This window comes from Mariniflexile jejuense (assembly GCF_042675665.1).
Taxonomy (GTDB): domain Bacteria; phylum Bacteroidota; class Bacteroidia; order Flavobacteriales; family Flavobacteriaceae; genus Mariniflexile; species Mariniflexile jejuense.
This window is the reverse complement of the sequence record NZ_JBHTJI010000001.1, coordinates 1,296,569-1,319,778: the sequence shown is the minus strand read 5'-3', so window position 1 is coordinate 1,319,778 and position 23,210 is coordinate 1,296,569. Positions and strand designations below refer to the sequence as shown.

Annotated in this window: 21 protein-coding genes; 20 read left to right on the top strand and 1 reads right to left on the bottom strand. The window is 28.6% G+C overall.

Annotated features, from left to right (window positions below):
* Nucleotide 1: 1 nt before the first annotated feature.
* The gene (locus ACFQ1R_RS05680) at nucleotides 2-1,864 is read right to left on the bottom strand and encodes an ABC-F family ATP-binding cassette domain-containing protein (RefSeq protein ID WP_379925156.1); all 1,863 of its coding nucleotides are present in this window, start codon (nucleotides 1,862-1,864) and stop codon (nucleotides 2-4) included.
* Between the two features lie 105 nt (nucleotides 1,865-1,969).
* Between ACFQ1R_RS05680 and ACFQ1R_RS05675 the strand changes: the two genes are divergently transcribed.
* The 20 genes from ACFQ1R_RS05675 (at nucleotide 1,970) to ACFQ1R_RS05580 (ending at nucleotide 23,199) form a co-directional block, all read left to right on the top strand.
* Nucleotides 1,970-2,761 (top strand): polysaccharide biosynthesis/export family protein, encoded by a 792-nt coding sequence (locus ACFQ1R_RS05675; RefSeq protein WP_379925155.1) that lies wholly within the window; start codon nucleotides 1,970-1,972, stop codon nucleotides 2,759-2,761.
* Nucleotides 2,762-2,770: 9 nt separating this feature from the next.
* The gene (locus ACFQ1R_RS05670; protein WP_379925154.1) at nucleotides 2,771-5,248 is read left to right on the top strand and encodes an exopolysaccharide transport family protein; all 2,478 of its coding nucleotides are present in this window, start codon (nucleotides 2,771-2,773) and stop codon (nucleotides 5,246-5,248) included.
* 104 nt (nucleotides 5,249-5,352) lie between these two features.
* Nucleotides 5,353-6,198, top strand: a complete 846-nt coding sequence (locus ACFQ1R_RS05665) for an ABC transporter permease (RefSeq protein ID WP_379925153.1) — start codon at nucleotides 5,353-5,355, stop codon at nucleotides 6,196-6,198.
* A complete protein-coding gene (locus ACFQ1R_RS05660; RefSeq protein WP_379925152.1) occupies nucleotides 6,198-7,379 on the top strand; it encodes an ABC transporter ATP-binding protein in 1,182 nt (393 codons plus the stop codon). The genes ACFQ1R_RS05665 and ACFQ1R_RS05660 overlap by 1 nt, the downstream gene beginning before the upstream one ends.
* Nucleotides 7,380-7,386: 7 nt before the next feature.
* A complete protein-coding gene (locus ACFQ1R_RS05655; RefSeq protein ID WP_379925151.1) occupies nucleotides 7,387-8,493 on the top strand; it encodes a polysaccharide pyruvyl transferase family protein in 1,107 nt (368 codons plus the stop codon).
* Complete coding sequence (locus tag ACFQ1R_RS05650; RefSeq protein WP_379925150.1) at nucleotides 8,486-9,766, top strand: UDP-N-acetylglucosamine 2-epimerase; 1,281 nt, start codon at nucleotides 8,486-8,488, stop codon at nucleotides 9,764-9,766. The genes ACFQ1R_RS05655 and ACFQ1R_RS05650 overlap by 8 nt, the downstream gene beginning before the upstream one ends.
* Nucleotides 9,756-10,586: a glycosyltransferase family 2 protein gene (locus ACFQ1R_RS05645; protein WP_379925149.1), complete on the top strand. Its 831-nt coding sequence runs from the start codon at nucleotides 9,756-9,758 to the stop codon at nucleotides 10,584-10,586. The genes ACFQ1R_RS05650 and ACFQ1R_RS05645 overlap by 11 nt, the downstream gene beginning before the upstream one ends.
* A 23-nt stretch (nucleotides 10,587-10,609) precedes the next feature.
* The gene (locus ACFQ1R_RS05640; RefSeq protein WP_379925147.1) at nucleotides 10,610-11,491 is read left to right on the top strand and encodes a glycosyltransferase family 2 protein; all 882 of its coding nucleotides are present in this window, start codon (nucleotides 10,610-10,612) and stop codon (nucleotides 11,489-11,491) included.
* Nucleotides 11,492-11,495: 4 nt separating this feature from the next.
* Nucleotides 11,496-12,401, top strand: coding sequence for a glycosyltransferase family 2 protein (locus tag ACFQ1R_RS05635; RefSeq protein WP_379925146.1), 906 nt, complete (start codon nucleotides 11,496-11,498; stop codon nucleotides 12,399-12,401).
* Nucleotides 12,401-13,360 (top strand): glycosyltransferase family 2 protein, encoded by a 960-nt coding sequence (locus ACFQ1R_RS05630; RefSeq protein ID WP_379925145.1) that lies wholly within the window; start codon nucleotides 12,401-12,403, stop codon nucleotides 13,358-13,360. Before ACFQ1R_RS05635 ends, ACFQ1R_RS05630 begins: the two co-directional genes overlap by 1 nt.
* 36 nt (nucleotides 13,361-13,396) lie before the next feature.
* Nucleotides 13,397-14,317 (top strand): hypothetical protein, encoded by a 921-nt coding sequence (locus ACFQ1R_RS05625; RefSeq protein WP_379925144.1) that lies wholly within the window; start codon nucleotides 13,397-13,399, stop codon nucleotides 14,315-14,317.
* Nucleotides 14,314-15,516, top strand: a complete 1,203-nt coding sequence (locus ACFQ1R_RS05620) for a glycosyltransferase (protein WP_379925143.1) — start codon at nucleotides 14,314-14,316, stop codon at nucleotides 15,514-15,516. Before ACFQ1R_RS05625 ends, ACFQ1R_RS05620 begins: the two co-directional genes overlap by 4 nt.
* Before the next feature lie 11 nt (nucleotides 15,517-15,527).
* On the top strand, nucleotides 15,528-16,307 hold the full coding sequence (locus ACFQ1R_RS05615; RefSeq protein WP_379925142.1) for a glycosyltransferase family 2 protein: 780 nt from the start codon (nucleotides 15,528-15,530) through the stop codon (nucleotides 16,305-16,307).
* Nucleotides 16,308-17,153, top strand: a complete 846-nt coding sequence (locus ACFQ1R_RS05610; protein WP_379925141.1) for a glycosyltransferase family 2 protein — start codon at nucleotides 16,308-16,310, stop codon at nucleotides 17,151-17,153.
* Nucleotides 17,150-17,929, top strand: coding sequence for a glycosyltransferase (locus tag ACFQ1R_RS05605; protein WP_379925140.1), 780 nt, complete (start codon nucleotides 17,150-17,152; stop codon nucleotides 17,927-17,929). Before ACFQ1R_RS05610 ends, ACFQ1R_RS05605 begins: the two co-directional genes overlap by 4 nt.
* Nucleotides 17,926-18,822 (top strand): acyltransferase family protein, encoded by an 897-nt coding sequence (locus tag ACFQ1R_RS05600; protein ID WP_379925139.1) that lies wholly within the window; start codon nucleotides 17,926-17,928, stop codon nucleotides 18,820-18,822. Before ACFQ1R_RS05605 ends, ACFQ1R_RS05600 begins: the two co-directional genes overlap by 4 nt.
* Nucleotides 18,823-19,054: 232 nt before the next feature.
* Nucleotides 19,055-20,215 (top strand): glycosyltransferase, encoded by a 1,161-nt coding sequence (locus ACFQ1R_RS05595; protein ID WP_379925138.1) that lies wholly within the window; start codon nucleotides 19,055-19,057, stop codon nucleotides 20,213-20,215.
* A 10-nt stretch (nucleotides 20,216-20,225) separates the two neighbouring features.
* A complete protein-coding gene (locus tag ACFQ1R_RS05590; RefSeq protein ID WP_379925137.1) occupies nucleotides 20,226-21,170 on the top strand; it encodes a glycosyltransferase family 2 protein in 945 nt (314 codons plus the stop codon).
* Nucleotides 21,170-22,324: a glycosyltransferase gene (locus ACFQ1R_RS05585; RefSeq protein WP_379925136.1), complete on the top strand. Its 1,155-nt coding sequence runs from the start codon at nucleotides 21,170-21,172 to the stop codon at nucleotides 22,322-22,324. Before ACFQ1R_RS05590 ends, ACFQ1R_RS05585 begins: the two co-directional genes overlap by 1 nt.
* Nucleotides 22,321-23,199 carry a glycosyltransferase family 2 protein gene (locus ACFQ1R_RS05580; RefSeq protein WP_379925135.1) on the top strand — a complete coding sequence of 293 codons (879 nt, stop codon included), beginning with the start codon at nucleotides 22,321-22,323 and terminating at the stop codon, nucleotides 23,197-23,199. Before ACFQ1R_RS05585 ends, ACFQ1R_RS05580 begins: the two co-directional genes overlap by 4 nt.
* The last annotated feature ends 11 nt before the right edge of the window (nucleotides 23,200-23,210 follow it).

Here is a 23,210-nt window from a genome sequence, read left to right as displayed (position 1 = left end):
TTTATGCTTCTAATTTCTCTTGCAATTCCATCCAACGCATTTCTTTTGCTTCCAAATCGTCTATAATTTTTTGTAATGCGTCTGATAGTTTGTTTATTTCTTCAGGCGTTAAATTGGGGTTGTTAAACTTATTTTCCAATTCTTTTTTGTCAAAAGCCAATGAATTTAGTTTGCTTTCAATGTTTTTTAGTTCTTTTTCTTCATTGAAAGTTAGTTTGTTATCATCGGTTTTTTTCCAAGCATTTTTTTCTTTTTTATCTTCCGAAGTAGTTGAAATTACTGGTTGACTATCATCATAAATTCTAAAATCGGTATAGTTTCCAGGAAAATCTTCAATAACACCATCGCCTCTAAAAACAAACAAATGGTCTACCACTTTATCCATAAAATAACGATCGTGAGACACCACTATAACGCAACCAGGAAAATCCATTAGGAAACTTTCTAGTACATTAAGCGTTACAATATCTAAATCGTTAGTTGGCTCATCAAGAATTAAAAAGTTTGGATTTTGTATTAAAACGGTACATAAATAGAGGCGTTTACGTTCGCCACCGCTTAGTTTTTCAACAAAATCGTATTGTTTTTTTCTGCTGAAAAGGAAACGTTCTAATAGTTGCCCTGCACTAATTTGCTGACCTTTTTTAAGTGGAATATACTCTCCAAACTCTTTTATAACGTCAATTACTTTTTGTCCGGGTTTTATGGTAATGCCGTTTTGGGTATAATATCCAAATTTCACGGTGTCTCCAACAATCACTTTTCCAGAATCTGGTTTTGTGGTTTGCGTTAAAAGGTTTAAAAATGTGGTTTTACCAGTACCATTTTTTCCAATAATACCTGTGCGTTCGCCATTTTTAAACAGGTATTCAAATCCGTCAAGTATTACTTTATCTTTAAATGATTTTGATACGTTGTGAAACTCAACCACTTTGCTACCCAAACGTTCCATGTTAAGCTCTAATTGTACTTCATGGTCGTTTCTGCGTTGACTGGCGCGGTGTTTTATATCGTGAAAATCGTCAATTCTAGACTTTGATTTTGTGGTTCTAGCTTTAGGTTGGCGGCGCATCCATTCCAACTCTTTTTTAAAAAGTTGTTTGGCTTTGCCAGTTTCTACTTCGGTTTGTTCAATTCTTGCTTCACGCTTTTCAAGGTAATACGAATAGTTTCCTTTGTAGCTGTAAAGTTGCCCTTCATCTAATTCAATAATTTCGTTACACACACGCTCTAAAAAATAACGGTCGTGCGTAACCATAAAAAGTGTAATGTTTTCCTTGGCAAAAAAGGCTTCAAGCCATTCAATCATTTCTAGATCTAAATGGTTTGTAGGCTCGTCTAAAATTAATAAATCGGGTTTGTTTATTAAAGCATTTGCAAGCGATAGCCGTTTTTTTTGACCGCCAGAAAGCGAACCCACTTTTTGGTTTAAATCTTCAAGTTTTAATTTGAAAAGTATTTGTTTGTATTGTGTTTCAAAATCCCAAGCTTGGAATTGTTCCATTTGCTCGAAGGCTTTTTGGTAAGCTTCGGTATCTTCAGGATCTAAAAGCGCATGTTCATAATTTAAAATAACTTTTAAAATAGGATTATCGCTTGCAAAAATGGTTTCTTCAACCGTTAAAGCATTATCAAACTTAGGATCTTGTGATAAGAAGGAAACAACAATACCATTTCTATACGTTATAGTACCAGAGTCGGGATCATCATCACCAGAAATAATATTTAAAATAGAGGTTTTTCCCGTACCATTTTTTGCAACGAAAGCTATTTTTTGGTCTTTGTGTATGCTAAAAGAAATGTTTTCAAAAAGGGTTAGCTCTCCGTAAGATTTCGATATATTTTCAACAGTTAAATAATTCAAAACAATGATATTTTTTTGCAAAGAACGGATAAAAAACCAAAAATTAGGTGATAAGTTTTATTGTTCATTATGAAAAGTTATATTTGTGATAAATCTATTACCCCTATGATGAAACAAACATTCTTGTTTATTTGTGTGTCTATCAGTGTTTTATGTTCTTCATGTATTACTAATAAAGATATTGTTTATTTACAAGATAAAGGTACTGTAAAGCTAGACGCTTTATCTTTAAAAGAGCTTTCTAAGCCTTATCGTGTTCAAGTTAATGATATACTAAGCATTAATGTAAAAGCTTTAGATAATGAATTAACGGCTATTTTTAACCCTGTGGAAGGAGCTAATTCTGGAAGCCAAGGAGGAGGTTTGTATTTTAGCGGTTTTACGGTTGACTTACATGGAAACATAAAGTTTCCTATTTTAGGAGAAATAAATGTTTTAGGGTTTACAATTACTGAAATAGAGGAGAAAGTAAAAACCGAATTGTTAGCACAGTATTTTAAAGAATCGGCAGAGTTGTTCGTAACGGTAAAATTGGCAGGATTACGATATACAACTATTGGTGAAGTAAGTACAGGTGTACATACATTATATCAGGATAGGGTAAATATTATAGAAGCTTTGGCAAACGCAGGTGATATTTCAATAACAGGCGACAGAAAAGATGTTTTGGTAATACGCCAGTATCCAGATGGACAAAAAATACACCATATCGATTTAACTGATATTGCTGCAATGCAATCGCCTTTTTACTATATACAACCCAACGATATCATTTTGGTAAAACCATTGAAGCGTAAAGCTTTAGGAGCAGGACAAACCGGAATGCAAAATTTAACAATTATAGCATCATTAGTATCCGTTATGGTGTCTACCTATTTTTTAGTTAAAAATTTATAAGCTTTTAATATGAATGATGAATTTGAAGTATCGGAATCGCAATTTCAATCTGCATTTGATTTTAAAGCTTTTTTATTTAGAGCCTTAAGCTATTGGAAGTTGTATATACTTTTTATAGGTATTGGTGTTTTTATTGTATATCAACAAAATATAAGAAAACAACAGTCTTATAGACTAAGCACACAAATTTCTATAGAAGAAGAATCTAATCCGTTATTTACATCAACTACTAGTTTAACTTTTAATTGGGGTGGCGTTTCTGGTAAAGTACAAACCATGATGACATCGTTAAGTTCACGTTCCATTCATGAAAAAGTAGTTGACAATTTACAATTTTACATATCATATTTAAAGCAATCGCGTTTTAGAAAAGACGATGTTTATAAAGAAGCACCTTTTAGAGTTGAATTACTTCCAAACACTAATCAAGTTTTAAACATTCCTATAAAAATTGTTTTTTTAGATAATGACACTTACGAATTAACCTTCAATTTTGAAACCAATGTTGTTAATACACAAAATTTTACAACTAAAGAAAGAGGTAATTTAGATGTACCAATTCAAGAAATAAAAGTAAAATATACGTTAGGAGACACAGTACTACTACCATATTTTAATGCCACCATTAATTTAGCCGAAAATAGAAAAGCCGCAGCAGGCGATGAGTATTTTATTCAGTTTACCGATTTTGATGCCGTTGTTGCCAATTACAAAAACCGTTTAGCAATTGATAATCCTAAAAATTCTGCCATATTAAATTTAAGTATGGTAGATGTAAACAAAGGTAAAATTGTAGATTATTTAAATGAAACGGTGCAAGTTTTAAGTGAAGATCAACTAAATAGGAAAAACCAGTTTGTAACAAATACCATAAATTTTATTGACGCACAATTAGAACGTGTAAGAACACAATTAACCTCAAATTCAGACTCATTAAACAATTACCGAGAACAAAATAAAATATACGATTTAGATGGTGAAGGTGCTGTTATAAATAGTAAACTAACTAATTTAGAATTAGAAAAAGATAATATGAATAGAAAGTTAGCATATTATGCTAGTTTAAAAACATATTTAGAAACCAGTAATACTTTTACCGAAGTACCAGCACCATCAATTGCTGGAATAGATGAAGGGAATATATTATCAAACATTTCTAAAATTAATCAACTATCCGTTCAAAAATCAAAATACGAATCAACCGTAAGAAAGGATGCATTAATTTTTGATGACATAAACAGGCAGATTGAAGGTATAAAAACAGTGTTGTTAGAAAATATAAGAACAGCAACAAGTGGTATAAAAAGAGAGATGCAGTTGATTAATTCTAAAATTGCCACTTCAGAATCAGAAATTAAAAGACTACCAAAAGCACAACAAAAATTATTAGGCATTAAAAGGCAATATGCCTTAAGCGAACAAACATACAATGTGTTTTTAGCAAAACGAGGTGAGGCAGATATTATAAAATCTGCTAGTGTTTCTGATGTTTTAGTTATCGATACCGCAAAAGATACTGGTGCTATTCCTATTGATTTAAAATTAAGTTCAAGATACTTGTTTGCCGTTGTAGGTGGGTTATTTATCCCATTGTTAGCGGCATTTTTACTTACTTTTTTCGACAATAAAATACATAGCCCGCAAGTATTAGAAAAATTATCAAAAATACCACTACTGGGAGTTGTTGGTAAAAGTAGTTTAGATGAAAGTAATTTGGTTGTTCACTTAAAACCAAAATCGGTTGTTGCTGAATCTTTTAGAGGCGTGCGGTCTAGTTTGCAATACATGTATAGCAAACGAAGTGTAGAGGGCTCAAAAATAGTTATGGTTACTTCTTCTGTTAGTGGCGAAGGAAAAACGTTTTGCTCTATAAATATTGCCACTGTTTTTGCTTTAAGTGGTAAAAAAACAGTGTTAGTAGGGTTAGATTTAAGAAAGCCTAAAATTTTTGGTGATTTTGAAATTAAAAATGATACTGGTGCTGTAAACTATTTAATTGGACAAAAAAGTTTAAAAGAAATAACACAACAAACTAATGTGCCAAATCTAGATGTAATTACATCCGGACCTATACCGCCCAATCCATCTGAACTGTTAATAGGCGAAAAAACAGATGCTTTTATGGCAACATTAAAAGAAACGTATGATTTTATAGTTTTAGATACACCACCAATAGGTTTGGTTGCTGATGCTTTTGAGTTATTAAAATATACAGATGCTACGGTTTATGTGGTAAGACAAGACTACACAGAAAAAGGCATGTTAAACCTTATAAATGATAAATATGACAAAGGTGAAATAAAAAATTTAAGTTACCTATATAATTATTACGATCAAAAAGGAAAATACGGCTACGGCTATGGGTATGGTTACGGGTATGGTTATGGCTACGGACATTATGCTAATGGCTATCATGAAGAGGCATTAAAAACAAAAAGTATTATAAGTAAACTCAAGTCCATTTTTAGATTGAATAAAAAACATTAACATATTTTAACAAAGCACGCTTTAACTACGCCTTATCTACGGAGTATCTATGGAGTATCTACGCCTTATCTATTATCATTAATTTAGAAATTAAACAAATAAAAATGCCACTTGAAATTAGAGTTTATTCAAACAGTACCAAATACAGTATAAAAGACATACTGCTAAAAAGTATTAAAGGTTATAAAAGTTCGTTTCATTTAGCCAAACAATTAGCCAAACGCGATGTAACATCGCAACATCGACAGTCTATTTTTGGAATATTTTGGGTGATACTGCCCGTGGTTACAAATGCTTTGGTTTGGATATTTTTACAAAGTTCAGGTACTATAGAACTAACACCAACGAGTATTCCGTATCCTTTGTTTGCTTTGGTAGGAACTGCTATTTGGTCGATATTTGGAGAGTGTTTAAAAATGCCCATGACAACCATTAATGGAAATAAAGGTATTATAACTAAAATAAATTTTGAAAAAGAAGCATTAATTAGCTTAGGACTTATTAAAGTAGGTTTCAATTTTTTGATTAAACTTGCCATGATTCTGTTTTTTATACTTTATTTTCAAGTAATACCCGCTAGCTCCATGTTTTTGTTCTTTCCGTTTTTGTTGGTGGTAATGCTCTTCTTTATTAGTATTGGCATCATTATTTCACCTATTGGAATTCTATATAACGATGTAAGCCGATTTATACCCATTGGGTTACAGTTTTTAATGTACATTACACCTGTTTTGTATGTAGAGCCTAAAAACGGTTTTATGAAAACAATCATGCAATTAAATCCGTTGAGTTATATCGTTACCGATATTAGAAATACACTTACAGGAATGCCTGTTGAAAATAGCATTTTCTGGATAGGATTTCTGTTTGTTACCCTGTTTTTAAGTGTTATTGCTATGGTAGTGTATCGTGTTTCAATGCCCATCATAACCGAAAGAATGAGTGCCTAATGGAAAAAGACGTATTAATAAAAGCAGAGCATGTCTCTAAAAAATTTGCCAAAAACTTAAAGAAAAGTTTGTTTTATGGTGTACAAGATTTAATAAGTGGTATTTCGGGTAGAACGCAACATAATGATTTACGAAAAGATGAATTTTGGGCGGTAAAAGATATTAGTTTTGAAGTAAAACGAGGCGAATGTTTAGGCCTTATAGGGCATAATGGCGCAGGAAAAAGCACCTTGCTTAAAATACTAAATGGGTTAATAGCACCCGATGAAGGTACTGTAACCATTAAAGGAAAAATAGGTGCTCTTATTGAGTTGGGCGCAGGATTCAACCCGATACTTTCTGGTAGAGAAAATATTTACAACAACGCAGCTGTTATTGGTTTTATAAAAAAGGAAATAGACGAAAAACTAGATGCTATCATCGCTTTTGCTGAATTAGAAGAGTTTATAGATATGCCTGTGCAGAACTATAGTAGTGGTATGAAAGTGCGCTTGGGTTTTGCCATAGCAGCTCAAATGGAACCCGATGTTTTGATTATTGATGAGGTTTTGGCAGTTGGAGACGCAAATTTTAGGGCTAAATGTTTTAATAAAATGAGTGAACTTTCTAAACGTTGTGCTATGATTTTTGTAAGTCATTCAATGCCACTTTTAGGAAGGATATGTAGTAGTGGTCTTTTAATGAGAAAAGGAGAATTGCTCATTATTGACGAAATTAATGAAGTGATTCATAATTATATGATGGATCAAGATCTGTCTATAGAAAATGCTGTTGGAGATATAATTCCTGAATATTACAATATTAAACTAAGCAGAAACCAAATTCGGTATATGGAAGAATTAGAAGTTGATTTCAGTATTCTTTTACCTAATAGTATAAAAAAATTTATTTTGCATTACTCTATACTTGATCAAGAAATGAAAACAATATATCAAGCTTTTTCATTGACTGATGACTTGATATTTGAAAACAAAAACAAAGAAATTAGAATTAAATTTTTAATTGAAAATATTGATTTAACTAATGGAAAGTATTTTCTGAATATAGGACTAATTGAAAATGATTTTAAAGGTAAAAATATATGCAGATTTGATGGTGCTGAAAGTTTTATTGTTTCAGGAAGCAAGTATAATAGTTTTGGTTCTATTGTAAAAAAAACTAAATGGGAAGTAATAAGCTAATTGATTTATGAATGTATTATTAATAAACGATACTCGCATTGAAAAAAATCCTGGATGTCATGCTACTGTAAGTGCATTAATAGATTTTATAAAAGAAAATATTGAAGATGTTGATGTTGATACTTTAATGTTAGGGCAAGAATATAATGTTTTTAATAATGGAAACCTTCACAAAAGAAATTTTTTAAGTAAAATCCTATTCAAACTTTTTAAAATTAATATAAAGCAATTTAATTATAATTTTTGGGAATTTTTAGCATTAAACAAACTATCAGAAAAAACTAGAAATGCTATTACTGGTTCAGATTTGGTCGTAATAAACATGGAAGGTACTATACATAGTAATAGTACAGCAGCCTTTACACTTATGGCTATGGCTTTTTATACTAATTCTATAGGAAAAAAAGTCGCTATGCTCAATGGATCATACCAATCTATGAATAGACGTTTGAGTAAAGAAGTTTTAAATAAAGTCGATTTTTTAGCAGTTAGAGAACCTATTTCTCTTAAGTATTTGGAATCTTTAAACATTAGTGCTTTTATAATACCCGACTTTGCGTTTAAAGCATCTATTTTTAATAAGAAAAGCGAAAACATTAAAATAGATAATAAATCGTGTTTGTATACTTCTGGTGTTTTAGCAGTCTATCCAAATCAAAAGGGTGGTGTTTCTATTGAGCAAATTAAGACACATATTAAAAAAATTAGAGAGATAGGCTATAAACCTTATTTTTTAATGATTGAACCCAAGGAAGAATTCATAGCAGAGGAGCTTAAAAAAATGAATGTTGAAATAATATGTTCATACGAGGATGGTATTAGTTTCAAAAATATTGGAACTATTATAAAGTCTTTTGATTTATTAGTTTCAGGAAGGTATCATATTGGAATATTTGGTATTATGAGCCATACTAAAACTTTTTTTCTACCATCAAATACAAAAAAAGTACAAGGTCTTCTGCAGTTAATTGGCGCAAAAGAATTGTTTATAGATGCTGATTTTAGAAATTTTGATAGAAAAGTCAAAAATTTAGACTTTAATAAATATCAAAATTTAGATTTTGAATATTATTCGTCTTTCAAAAGGTTTTTAAAAAATGTTAAAATTGATTAACATAAAAAAAAAGTTAAAACACATAATTCTAAATTTTTTATTTAGAAGTCATACACTATTGTTTGGTTATTCTTCTAAAAGTGTGTTTGAAAATTTAAAGTCTTTAAAAAGTTTATTTGCACTTAATAAAACTCATTTAAATTTTATTATTACTTCAAAAGCAGAAATAAGGGTTTTTACACCTCTAATTAAATATTTAGCTAATAATTCCAAATTTAAAATTAACATAGTTTTCATAAAAAACAACAGTTTAAATACCGAATTTTCAAGTGATATTTTTAAAGTAAAAGGTATAAGTTTTACTTTTTCAACATTGCCTTTGGTTTTTTCATTAAACAGAGCAAATCATTTAAATTTAATTTGTTTGGATTTTTTAAAAGAAAAAGCACATACTCTAGGATCTAGTATAATTATGTATTTAAATAAAAAAAATTCAAAGACTATTTGTTTTCAGCATGGCGGAAGTCAAAAAGATAACATATTAGGGCAAAGTACTTCTGCGTCATATTATCAAGTGGTATATGGAAAGTATATTTATGATAGTATGTTAAACTTGGGCGTAGATGAAAAAAGACTGTTTCTTACCGGTAATTCTCTTCATGATGATATAGTAAATATAGATGTAGCTGCAATAAAGAGTAAATTAAAAAACGATGGTTTTGATATTAACAAAAAAATTATTTTAATAGCAACATGTTTATTTTTTGAATATGACGATAGAGAAAATCCTAATGAATTATACAAACTCTATATAAAAACAATTTATGAAAACATTGATTTTGATGATTTTAGCTTAATTGTTAAAATGCACCCAAACGATAAAATGCATCCAAATTTATATTTGGACAATGAATATGGAATAGAAAAATCTAATAATTTTAAAGTTATTCTTCCTAACGATAATATGTTTACCTTTTATGAATTAGCAATGGTTTCAGATTTAATTATTAGTAGATCTTCAACTACTATTGAAGAAGGCATTATGCTAGGAAAAAGAGTTGTTGCTTTTGATTTGTTTAGTGATGGGCCTAGTTGCCATTTAGAACATTTAATGAAGTTTTCAAACTATAAAAAAGTATTATTGACAGATAAAAAAAGTTTAAATGATACAATTACTGAGTTAATAAATATAGATGTTTGCGATTTAAGTATTATTGAGGCGGTGGATATGTTTACGTATAAACTTGATGGAAAATCAATCGAGCGTATTAAAAATGCTTTGTTAGTTATATTGGAATTAAATAATCGAAATTATAGAAAATATGTTAATTAAAAACAGCCCAATATTTTCAATAATAATACCCACTTATAATTCTGGTAAAACAATATCGGTAGCGTTGGATAGTATTATTAGTCAAACATTTAAAAATCTAGAAGTTTTAATAATTGATAATTTGTCTACAGATGATACCATTAAAATTATAGAAAACTATAAAGAACAATTCACAAAAATTACTATTAATTCAGAGAGGGATAAAGGTATTTATGACGCTATGAATAAAGGTATTGATTTAGCCAAAGGCGAATGGTTGTATTTTATGGGTAGCGACGATTCTATATATGAATCAACTACTTTACAGCAGTTTGCAAACAGAGATGAAGTTCTAGATTTTGAAGTAGTTTACGGTAATGTGTATTCACCACGCTTTAATGGAATTTATGATGGCGAATTTACGTTTGCTAAATTGGCAGAAAAGAATATTTGTCATCAAGCCATTTTTTTTAAAAGTTCAGTATTTAAAAAGATAGGTAGTTTTAATTTAAAGTATAAAATCCATGCCGATTGGGATCATAATATGCGTTGGTTTTATTCCAAAAAAATATCAAAGGCATATATAAATCAAGTGATAGCCTATTATTCTGATAATGGTTTTAGTTCTTTAAATGAGGATAATGTTTTTAAGAATGATAAATTTTTTAAATTATTAAAATTAGCCTCAAAGCAAATGCATTACTCAGAATTGATTTTATATTGTAACAAAGCTATAAAACTCTATAAGACCCAAAATATGTATTTAAGTTGTTTAGTTTTTTTGACCTTAAAATATTTTTACAGAATTTTAAGGAAGATCAGCAGTATAAAATCAAAGTAAATAATCAAGTCATAATTTGTTAAATGAAAAATTCACCATTAGTTTCTATTTTAATTCCAACATTTAATGGTGAAAAATACATTACAGATACTTTAAATTCTGTTATAAAACAAACATACAAGAATTTAGAAATAATAATATCTGATGATGCTTCAATGGATGGTACTTTAGCTATTGTGGATACATATATTTCAAAAACAAACATTCCAATTAAAATTTTTGACCATAAACCCAGTGGAATTGGTGCAAATTGGAATTATTGTTTAAGCAAAGCCCAAGGTGAATACATAAAGTTTTTGTTTCAAGATGATTTTATGGAACCAAATTGTATTGAAAAAATGATGGGTGTTTTTAAAAAAAATAATGATGTAAAAATGGTTTTGTGCAAAAGGCATATTATGGTAGAAGAAGCATTTAAATCAGAGCGAACTAATCAATGGATCAATACATATGGCGATTTACAAAAAGATTTAAATTTAAAACAAGAAAATAGCTACAAAATAATAGATAAAACTCTATTTATGCATCAATCGTTTTTAATTGAACCTTTAAATAAGTTTGGCGAGCCAAGTGTTATACTTTTTAAAAAAGAAATAATAGATACCATAGGAAATTATCGTGAAGACTTAATTCAAGCTTTAGATTTTGAGTTTTGTAATAGAATAATTCTAAAATACAAAGCAGCATTACTAGATGAAAAGTTAGTAACTTTTAGGCTTCACTTAAATCAAGCAACAACTAAAAATGCAGGAAATCATAAAGATTTAGATTTGTATGATACCATTGTTTACAATCATTATTTTTGGTATTTAAATAATAAAAACAAAAAATTACTTTTAAAAAAGCACAATGAAATAGTTAAGCTTTTATTGAAAATAAAAAGAAAATTAGGTGTTAAGTTATAAATCTATGTTAGCCATAGTCATACCATATTACAAAAGTACTTTCTTTAAGGAAACTTTAATGTCCTTAGCAAACCAGACAAATAAAAATTTTAAGGTATACATTGGTGATGATGCAAGTCCTGAAAATCCAAAATTGTTTTTAAAAGAATTTCAAGGAACATTTAATTTTGAGTATCACAGATTTGAAACCAATTTAGGAAGTACATCTTTAGTAAAACAATGGGAACGTTGTATTGATTTTGTAAAGGATGAATTGTGGATTATGATTTTAGGTGATGATGATTATTTAGAGTTCAACGCTGTTGAAGCATTTTATAATAACCACAAAATGTTTAACACAAATTCACATGTGGTAAAATTTGCTTCAAGGTTAATTAATCAGGAGCGTAATGAAATTTCCAAATCGTTTACACATCCCATGTGGGAAAAAACAACCACTGCATTCTATAAAAAAATTAATGAACTTACCCGAAGTTCATTGTCAGAATATGTGTTTAATATTAACTCGTATAAAAAATATAAATTCAACAATTTTCCACTAGCTTGGTACTCTGATGATATGGCTTGGATAGAGTTTTCAGAGGACAAGTTAATTTTTTGCATTAATGAAAGTAATGTTTACATTAGAAATTCTAATGAAAATATTTCTGGAAGAACAGATAATCTTTTAAAAAAGGAAGAGGCTAAATTATTGTTTTACAAAAAGTTAGCAAAAAAGCATTTATGTAAATTCAGTTACTCACAAAAGTCTCAAATACTATTTAGGTTAGAAACTATTTTTAAGTATAACAACCAACTCACTTTAAAAAACAAAATGTACATTGGTTGGTTAATAATTAAAAATGGTTTGATTTATGCGTTTATTAAGTTTGTTGGTAGGCGTTTTTTTAAGTTTAAAAACAGTTACTAATGGATGCATTTTTAGTATCAGTTATCGTCCCAGTGTATAATTGTGAACATTATATTGACAAAGCAATTGCTTCAGCATTACAACAACCCGAAGTTTGTGAAGTTGTGGTGGTTAATGATGGTAGTACTGACGGTAGCGAAACCATTATAAAGCAACTGCAAACACAAAATCCGAAAATAAAATTATACCATCATCCTAATAAAATTAATAAAGGACGTTCAGCCACCAGAAATTTGGGTATACAAAACGCTATTGGAAATTATATTGCTTTTTTAGATGCTGATGATTTTTATTTGGAAAAAAGGTTTAAAAACGACCAATTAATTTTTGAAAAAAACCAAGAAGTAGATGGTGTTTATAACGCTATAGGAGTTCATTTTTATAGAGACGCTACTTCTGAAGAAAGGGAAAAACAAAGATTAACTACACTTAAAAAAACTATTGAACCAAATGAACTTTTTGAGGCTTTATTATATGGTAAGTATGGTCATTTTTCTATTCTTGGACTAACCATAAAAAAAGCTATTTTTAAAAAAGTCGGATTATTTAATGAAGTTTTGCAAGTAGCTGAAGATACTGAACTTTTTTTTAGAATGTCATTGATTTGTAACTTGTTTTCTGGAATATTAAATGAACCACTAGCAGTTAGAGGTATACATGATAATAATGTAAATAATGACAAAGATTTATATAACATTTATATTCCCAAGATGTATGAAGCTTTATTTTTTTGGACAAAAAACACTAAAGTTTGTGGTAGAAAAATAGATGAAATTTTAAAATTGTTATGGCTTTTAAAGTATAAACAAAACCCTAAATTATACCAAGCTGTAAATTATTGGCAATATTTATTCTTTAATAATACTAAATATTTGTTTTCGTTATTAAGTATTAAATATTTTCCATTAGTTAGACTTAGGCAAAAACTTTTTCCATTTTTATATAAAAGTAGAAATTAAAGATTTAATTTAGAATTAAATTTAACGATGGTAAACTTGCAATTAGCCCCTGTAGTTCTTTTTGTCTATAATCGTCCTTGGCATACGATTGAAACACTAAATGCTTTGAAAAATAATTGTTTATCGAATAAAAGTTTACTATATATATATTGTGATGGGGCAAAACAAAATGCTAATAAACAAACGCTTTTAGATATTAAAGAAGTTAGAGCAATTGTAAAAAGGGAACAATGGTGTGGTGAAGTTGTAATTGTTGAAAGAGATGAAAATTGGGGATTGGCGCAAAATATTTTAGATGGTATTTCTAATGTTATTAAAAATTATGGAAAAATTATTGTTTTAGAAGATGATATGGTTACATCTAAAAATTTTCTTGATTATATGAATTTTAGTTTAGCGTATTATAAAGATGCAAAAGACGTTTATCATATAAATGGTCATAATTTTAAAAGTAAATTACAGTATTTACTTGATGATTACTATTTTTCAAGATATATGAATTGTTGGGGATGGGCAACTTGGAAAGATAGATGGGAGCAATTAATAACCGATTATTCTTTTTGTTATAATAAATTGCTTGAAAATAAGGACTTGATGAGAAATTTTAATTACGATAATTCCTTGGATTTTCACAACCAACTTCTTTTAAATATTAACAAGAAGATTAATACATGGGCTATTTTATGGTATTCTACTATTTTTTTTAACAAAGGCTACTGTTTAACAAGTAAACACTCTTATGTTAGTAATATTGGTTTGGATGGCACAGGTGAAAATTGTTTTGATACTACATTAAATGATAGCTTTAAGAAAGACAAAAAAAAATTTAGTGGCAAAATTAAATTAGAGGAGACAAAATTATCTAGGATGCATATTATCCTTTCTGTTTGTTCTAGAGAACCTTACGGAGAACTAAAGTTTGTATACAGGAAAATAAAAAAATATTTTGTAAAATGAGATTTGTTCATTTTACAACCGATATTAAAGGAGGAGCAGGTATAGCTGCTTTTAGATTACATCAAACTATGTTGGACTACGGTTTAAACAGTGTTTTGTATAATAAATATACTTCGATAGAAGGATTAAAATGTTATAAAGTAAATGAAGCAATTACTAAAAAAAGAGGTAACAAGTTATTTGTTTTTTTTAACAATAAACTAAATGGAATTATAGTAAGAATATATAATAACCGAAATTTTTTTTATCATTCAGGAATTAAAACTAACTATAGGTTAGATTGCCTAATTAATAGTGATGATATTGTATTAATGCATTGGGTATCAGATTTTTTAGATTATAAATCTTTTTTTGAAAATGTTGATGAAAATTTGAAAATTTTCTTTTTTGTTCATGATTTCAATATTATTTCTGGCCGTTTGCATACGCTTTACGATAAAATGAAAAATTCTAACAAATTAATTAGTTTTATTGAATCTTTAATTTCTAAGAAAAAGATTTTCTATTTAAGCAAATTAAAGAATTATAAAATTATTGCCAATAGTAACTTTACTTTTAAGACCTTGAAAAGTAGTAATTGTTTTGAAAATGAAAAATTATGCAAAATCTATTTAGGTTTACCAATAACTGAATCAGTTTTAATTTCAACAATGGATGCTAAAAAGGTTTTAGGGTTTAATGAAAATGATTTTTTAATTTTAATGAGTGCCAATGATATTGATGTTGAGTTAAAAGGATATGATAGGTTTTTGAAGTTATTTAAAATGTTTCAAAATTATCCCGATATTAAGTTTGTAACTTTAGGAAAAATAAAAAATTTGGAGATATTGAAAAACACTAACTTTTCAAATTTTATTACTTGGGATTTTATTGAGAAAAGCCGTATTTTTTCAGCTGCTAATGTTGTGATATCAACATCATATGAAGAAACTTTTGGACAAACCGTAATAGAAGCTTATGCAAACAGTACTCCAGTAATAGTTTACAATGGATATTCAGCTTTACCCGAAATAGTTCAACATAACAAAACTGGTTTTATAGCGACAAATACCGATGATGTATTTAATTTCATTTTAAAGCTTAAAGGTAATTTAGATCTGCAAAAGCGTATGGGTGACTTAGCAAAAGATACTTATCTAAATAAATTTACATCAGATATTCAATTACAAGAATTCCTAAAACTTTTGAATAATTCTTAGATTCACAATTAATGAAAAAACTATCCATCATAACCGTAAATTACAACAATCTTGAAGGCTTAAAAACGACTTTTAAAAGTGTTAAAAACCAAACTTGGCAAGATTTTGAGTATTTAGTTATAGATGGAGATTCTACCGATGGTAGTATAGCATTTTTAGAAGATAATGTAGCGCATATAAATTATTGGGTAAGCGAGCCAGATACAGGCGTTTATCATGCCATGAATAAAGGTGTTTTAAAAGCTACTGGCGAATACCTGCTTTTTTTAAATAGTGGCGATCATTTTTTTAATAATAAAGTATTAGCTAAGAATATATATAGTGTTGAAAATTATGACATTATTTATTTTAACCAAAAAGTTGTTGGTAAAACCAAAACATTTATTAAGGAATATCCAGACACTTTATCTTTTGCTTACTTTTTAAAAGATAATTTACCACATCAAGCTTCGTTTATAAAATCCGAACTATTAAAATCAGAAGGTTTATTTGAAGAAGATTTTAAAATTGTATCCGATTGGAAATTCTTTCTAGATTCTATTTGTAAACATAATGCATCTTATTGTCATATAGATAAAACTTTAACGGTATTTTATCAAGATGGTATTAGTTCTAAATTAGAAAATTTAAAGGTTATAGAAGCAGAGAAGCAAATTGTGTTAAAAAAGTCTTACTCATTGTTTATGAATGATTTAGATGATGTGTTAAAATACATGACTATCGTCCACAATTTACGTAGGTCAAAAAAAATAAAATTACTTATTAAATTACGTTTGCTAAATAAATTTTAAATGAACGAGTTAGTATCTATAATAGTTCCTTGTTTCAAACAAGCTCATTTTTTAGGTGAAGCTTTGCAATCTGTATTAAACCAAAGTTATACGAATTGGGAATGTATTATAGTGAATGATGGCAGTCCAGACAATACCGAAGAGATTGCAAAGATATGGTGCAACAAAGATGATAGAATAAGTTATATAAATAAAAAAAACGGTGGTTTACCAAATGCCAGAAATGCTGGCATTCAAATAAGTAATGGTAACTATATCATAGTATTGGACGCTGATGATATACTACATCAAGATTACATACTTAAAACCTTACCTGTTTTACAATCTAATAAAGAATTAGCTATAGTATCAAGCTACAGGATATTTTTTACAGGAAATACTTCAAACATTATAAAAAAGTATGAAGCTTCAGGAAGTACCTACAGAGATTTAATGTTTGAAAATGTTTTAATGCCATCATCAATATATAGAAAAGGTTGTTGGAAAGAAGTAGGAGGTTATGATGAAACGATGATCAAAGGATTCGAAGATTGGGAGTTTTGGATTGCTGTACTTAAAAAAGGTTGGAAATATACCTTTGTTGAAGACTACTTGTTTTATTATCGAAAATCGGAACAGTCAATGCTGGTAGATACTTTGCAATATCATAGAATTTCTAACATGGAGTATGTGTTTGAAAAGCACAATGATATTTATTTAAAGCACTTTGCTAATACAAAATCATATTTATTTTTTTTAATAAACCTATATAGAAATTCTGAAATTAAGGCCAAAACATCCTTAGAATATAAAATAGGAAAAGTTATATTGTCACCATTAAAATATATTAAAAGCTTGTTTAAATGATTTCAGTTGTTATTAGAAATAAAAATCAAGCCAATGCTTTACAGTTTTTGTTGAAAAATTTAACAGAACGCTATGCTGAAAATATTGATGAAATTATTGTACTAGACAACTTATCTACCGATGCAAGTAAATCCATTGCAGCGCAATATCATGCACGTTTTGTTACTATCGAGCAATATAGTTTTGGAGGAAGTGCTAATGTATGTGCCAAAGAAGCTAAAAACCCCATAGTGGTTATATTTAGTGCGCATTCGTATCCTGTAAGTCATGATTTTTTCAAATTGATAAAGGCAAAGTTTCAAGAAAACCCTAATTTGGCAGGACTACGATGCCTGCATCAACCTAACGATTATAAAAATTATATCAATAACATTTCAGCAAAACAAGATCCCAATAAATCAGGATTGATATTTTCGGGTTCTGCCTTTAGTAGAACTGTGTGGGAGCAACATCCTTTTAGGGAAGATGTACCAACTTTTGAGGATAAAGAATGGACAGTAAGGGTTTTAAATGCGGGTTACGATATTGATTTTGTGCCATCCATTTTTGCTTACGATATTAAGCGCAGCAATAAACAATTGTTTTTTAGATTTAAAAATGATGTGGTTGGTAATTATCAATTGTGGCATCAAGATATTAGTTTTTTTAGTGCAACAAAGGGATTTGTGGGTTCAATACTTCAAGCATTTAAAACATTGTTTTCAAATATTTATTATGTATTTAAACGCTATGTTTATTTGCTGAAATTTATAAACAACAAACCAAGTAAGTTTTGATTAAGTGTGCTTACAGGCAAAGTTTACATGCCAATAATTTTGATTTTCTAAGATTCTTATTCGCTTTGTTTGTAGTCATTTCACATGCTTATCCATTATCAGGAGCAAGTGAAAGTAAACAATGGCTTTACCAATTAACTAATGGTCAGATCGTGTTGGCTCGATTAGGTTTAGATGTTTTTTTTGTAATAAGTGGCTATTTTATTTTTAAAAGTTTACAGCGTAGTAATACACTATTGGAATATTTTAAAAAACGGTTTTTAAGGTTATTTCCTGCACTTTTTGTTGTTTTAGTATTGACTTTGATGCTAATACCTTTAGTTTATGAAGGAGATATTCCTTTTTACCTAAATACAGCTTATTATACTTATCTGCCCAATAATTTATCCCTTTATTTATTTCAACCAGTTATAAATGGTGTGTTTGATGTTAATCATTATCACTCTATAAATGGGTCGTTATGGACTATACGCTATGAGTTTTCTATGTATATAGGGGTAGCTTTTTTATTTTACTTTAGAAACCATGATAAAATAGTTAAAGTTGTATTGCTTTACGTAACCATGTGTTTTTTGATGTTAAATAGTTTTTACTTAGATAGGTTTTCGGGTTCGAAGTTATTTGGTATGAATGGGTATGAATTTTTAGATTTGGGCGCTTTTTTTGTTTTTGGCAGCACTTTAGCGGTGTTTGATTTTGGAAACATTAAGCGTAAGTCTTTATTACTCGCTATTATATTGTTACTTTTAGGTATTACAATTTATTTTAATATGTATAGCTTAATTAAACATATTTTACTATCTATGGCAATTATACTTTTAGGTTTTATGTCGTATTCTATACGTAATAATTTTGGTAAATTTGGTGATGCTTCTTATGGTATATATATATAGTTTTCCTATACAACAAGCATTAATGTATTATTTTACAATGAGTACATACTATCTAATAATTTGGTCAGCGATAATTTCAATAGGTTTCGGATATGTTTCATGGCATTTGATTGAGAAAAGATCATTGTTATTTAAAAATATATCATTCAGAAAGTTTTTTCTGTATAAAGTAAATTTGGGCAATTAGTGTTTAATTTTGTTATTGTATCTATCATTCTAAAGTAGAATTGTCATGTCTGTAAAAAGTTATAAAAAAATTTTAATAATAGGTTTGATTGATGATATTGGAGGAAGGGAAATAGAAACGAAAAACATTATTAATGCTTTGTCGGAAAACTATGAAATACGGGTTGTGTCACTTTTCTTTATGACTTCAAATTCTGAAGCAATAAAAGGTGTAAAGTGTAATTGGAGTAATATATACTATCTGTTATATAAGTCGAATGTTTTTTTGAAGTTAATTAGTTTTTTAGTAAAAAAATATCACCAAAAACAAACTCCAACGTATTTTCTTGTAGACAATAAAATAAGTAGAAAATTATTTGATTTTCATAAATTAAAACTTAATATTTTAAAGAAAGAAATAGATAATGCTAGTGCAGTTTTATACTGTGGGACAATGCATTTAAACATTTTGAATGATGTTATAAAATATTGTCACGATAAGAAGAAGCCATTTGTTATAAGAACTACAGGTAAAATAAAATCAATACCAAAAGGATTAGAACAATTAATTCAATTAGTTCCAGTAGTTTTAGTTCACTCTATTACAAATGCAAATTTACTAAAAAAGTTTAAGGCTCAAACTATTGAAGTAATTGACCAAACAACATTACAGGAGCAAAATTTATTGACAATACCTGTTTTAGAGAAAAAGGAATTAACTTTTGGATATTTAGGACGTTTTTCGGAAGAAAAAGGAGTGATAGAATTGTTGAAAACTTTCAATAAATTACAACAAAAATTAATAGTTGCTGGTTCAGGACCGTTACAGGATGAAGTGAATAAGTTGTTAGCACCCAATATTACTATTTTAGAAACAATTAGCCCTAATAAAATAGCTGATTTTTTTAAATCAATTGATGTTTTAATTATACCTTCGATAGAAGAAGCAGGTCCATTAGTTGGAATTGAAGCTATGGCTTCTGGAAAAATAATTATATCTACTCGAGTTGGAGCTATGGAAGATAGATTGTTAGGGACTTTAAATAATTTTTGGTTTGATATATCTGATAAAGATACGTTAGTCAACCAAATTCAAGCTGTATCTAACATGGAAAGCAATGAGATTATTTGCATAAAAGAAAATGTAAGGCAATATTATATAGAAAATTATTCTGTGAATAGAATTTCTAAAAAGTATATCAAACTCTTTGATAATCAAATAAATTAAAATAAATCTTTTGATATCTATAATAATTCCAGTATTTAATCGTGAGCATTTAATAGTAGAAACTATAAATTCGATTACGGCACAAACCTACCAAAAATGGGAGTGCATTATTGTAGATGATGGCAGTTTTGATAATACAATAGAAGTAATAAATGATTTAATCAAGGAAGATTCTCGTTTTAGGTTACTAGAACGGCCTAATAAAATAATAAAGGGACCAAGTTCTTGCAGAAACTATGCCTTTGAGCGTGCAAATGGTATGTTTATACAGTTTTTTGATAGTGATGATATTATGCATCCCAAGCACCTTGAGTTAAAAATGAAAACTATAAGAAATAATGATTTAGTTGTTTGCAAATTGAAAGAATTTTATGGTGTATTTAAAGACTTTATTATGAATGAAACTACTAATGAGCTTGCAATACCCAAAAACAGTTTTGAGGAATTTGTAATAGGTGATTTTCCAATGATGATGGTTGCTCCATTATGGAAAAAAAGTGTTTTGCAAAAGTATATGCCGATGCGTGAAGATATGCATATTCTTGAAGATCATGAATTGTATGCAAGAGCTCTTTTTGAGAAAAAAGAGATTGCCGTTATTAATCAAGACCTAATTTATTATAGAATTGGAGAAACCTCTTCAACAAATAGTTTTTACAGACAAGTCGATTTTGGTTTGAATTCTTTTTTTGAAGCAAAACGCACTGTATTAAGACTTTCAAATACAAAAAAAATAAAGCTTGCTGTTCTAAAAATGACCTTAGGTTTTTTTAGGCAGGCACTTGCAGAAAGGAATTTTAAGGCAGCAAAAAAATGCCTTGAGTTTATTAATACTGAAAGACTTTGTTATAATAGAGTTTTAAAAATTAAATTAATACGCATTAGTTTTTTTTACTATATTTTTAAAATTATTAAAAAAGGAGATACTAAATTTAAACCATTATTTAAGATTTAATGAAAATCCTCATGGTTGCCATACCAAATCACCACTTTTTTCAATGGGTAAACCAATTGAAAGATTCTGGTTATGAAGTTTTTTGGTTTGATGTAACCGATGGTGGCCCAAAGTCTGATAAAATAACATGGGTAACACAAATAAAGGGCTGGAAGTTGCGATGGAATTTCCCATTTAGAACCACCATAAAAAAGAATTTTCCAAAGTTATACGCGTCTATTCAAAAGTTAAATGAACGATCTGTTACTTCGGTTTTCAATAAGACTTTAAATGCTATAAAACCAGATATAGTGCATTGTTTTGAAATGCAATTATCGGGGTTGCCCATTTTATCTATCATGGAAACTAATAAGTTACCTTTTATATATTCATCATGGGGAAGCGACGTGTTTTATTATGATAAACTTGGGGTTTCAAAACAACAATTACAACGTTTTTATAATCGTGTTAATTATGCAATAACCGATTGTAAACGCGATTACAATTTGATGGTTGAAAATGGCTATAATTCAAAATTTTTAGGTGTATTTCCTGGTAATGGCGGATTAACTATAAACCAAAATAATATGCAACCTATCTCTAAACGAAACATTATTTTAATAAAAGGATATGATGATGGTGTAGGTAAAGCATCTATAGTTTTAAAAGCAATAGAATTGTTACCAATAAGCCTATTAAAAACCTATAAATTGATTGTTTATAGTGCAGATAATTCAGTTGAAAGACATATTAAAAACTCTAGTTTTTTTTCAGATTTAGATATAGAAATTTATTCCAGATATGCTTTTTTGCAAAATGAAAGTCTATTGAAAATTATGGGCGAAAGTTGTATTCATATAGCTAATAGTATTTCAGACGGTATGCCCAATGTTTTATTAGAAGCTATGGGTATGGGTGCGTTTCCAATCCAATCCAATCCAGGAAATGTTACCGAAGAAGTTATTTCACACGGAAAAAACGGTTATTTAATTCATAACCCTTTGGGTGCGATTGAAATATCAAACTTAATAAAAGAGGCACTGAAAAATGAAACACTTCGAAAAGATGCTCAGAATTATAATGTAAAATTTATTGACCAATATTATAATCGTGCTATCTTGCAACCTAAAATTATTACCCTTTACCAATCTGTTTTAATCGAATCTAATAAATGAAACTGTCGTTTCTTATCGTTACAAAAAATAGACCAGACGATTTGGTTTTTACCCTAAATAAATTAAAAAATTTTATAGATAGTTCTATTCATGAGGTTTTGGTATTTATTGATGGTTGTTCTAAAACCGAAGCTATAATTGATGAATTTAATTGGGTAAACTGGACAATTTCCAAAGAAAGCATAAGTGCTTCACCAGCAAGACATATTTTATATAAAAAAGCGAAAGGCACTATTTTTATTGGTCTTGATGATGATGCGCATCCGATAAGTACTGATTTCATTACCACGATAGTTTCCGAATTTGATGAAAATCAAAATTTAGGAATCATTGCCTTTCAAGAAATTCGAGGTTTGTTTAAATCGGATGTTGAAGCGTTAAAACGAGCCAAACCTTCTCAATCTTTTTTTACAAACGATTTTGTTGGTTGCGGTTTCGCCATAAAAAAAGATGTGTATAATTTAACAAATGGTTTTCCGGTTTGGATGGATATTTATGGCGAAGAATCGGCTTTGGCAATTGAGGTTTTAGATTTAGGATTTGATATTAAATATAACAGCAACATCATGGTAAACCATCGGGTTGACGTTGAAAAACGGAAGCTTCAAAAACGAAATTATTTCCGGTTTGAAAGGCAGTTGATAAATTCAATCAAGTATTATTTAATTTATTATAAATACCCAAGTGTTAAAATTTTAAAACTTTTGCTTCATAATTTTAAAAAATATGCACTTTCAGATATTAGATATTTTAAGCTTTTTTTTAAAGCATTGCTTATAGTATTTTTTCAGTTTTTTTCAATTTTAAAGTTTAGAAAACCCGTTAAAAAAAGCACCATTACTAAAAAAGTAAGTTTGCAATTATTATCCTATTAATTCTATAATCA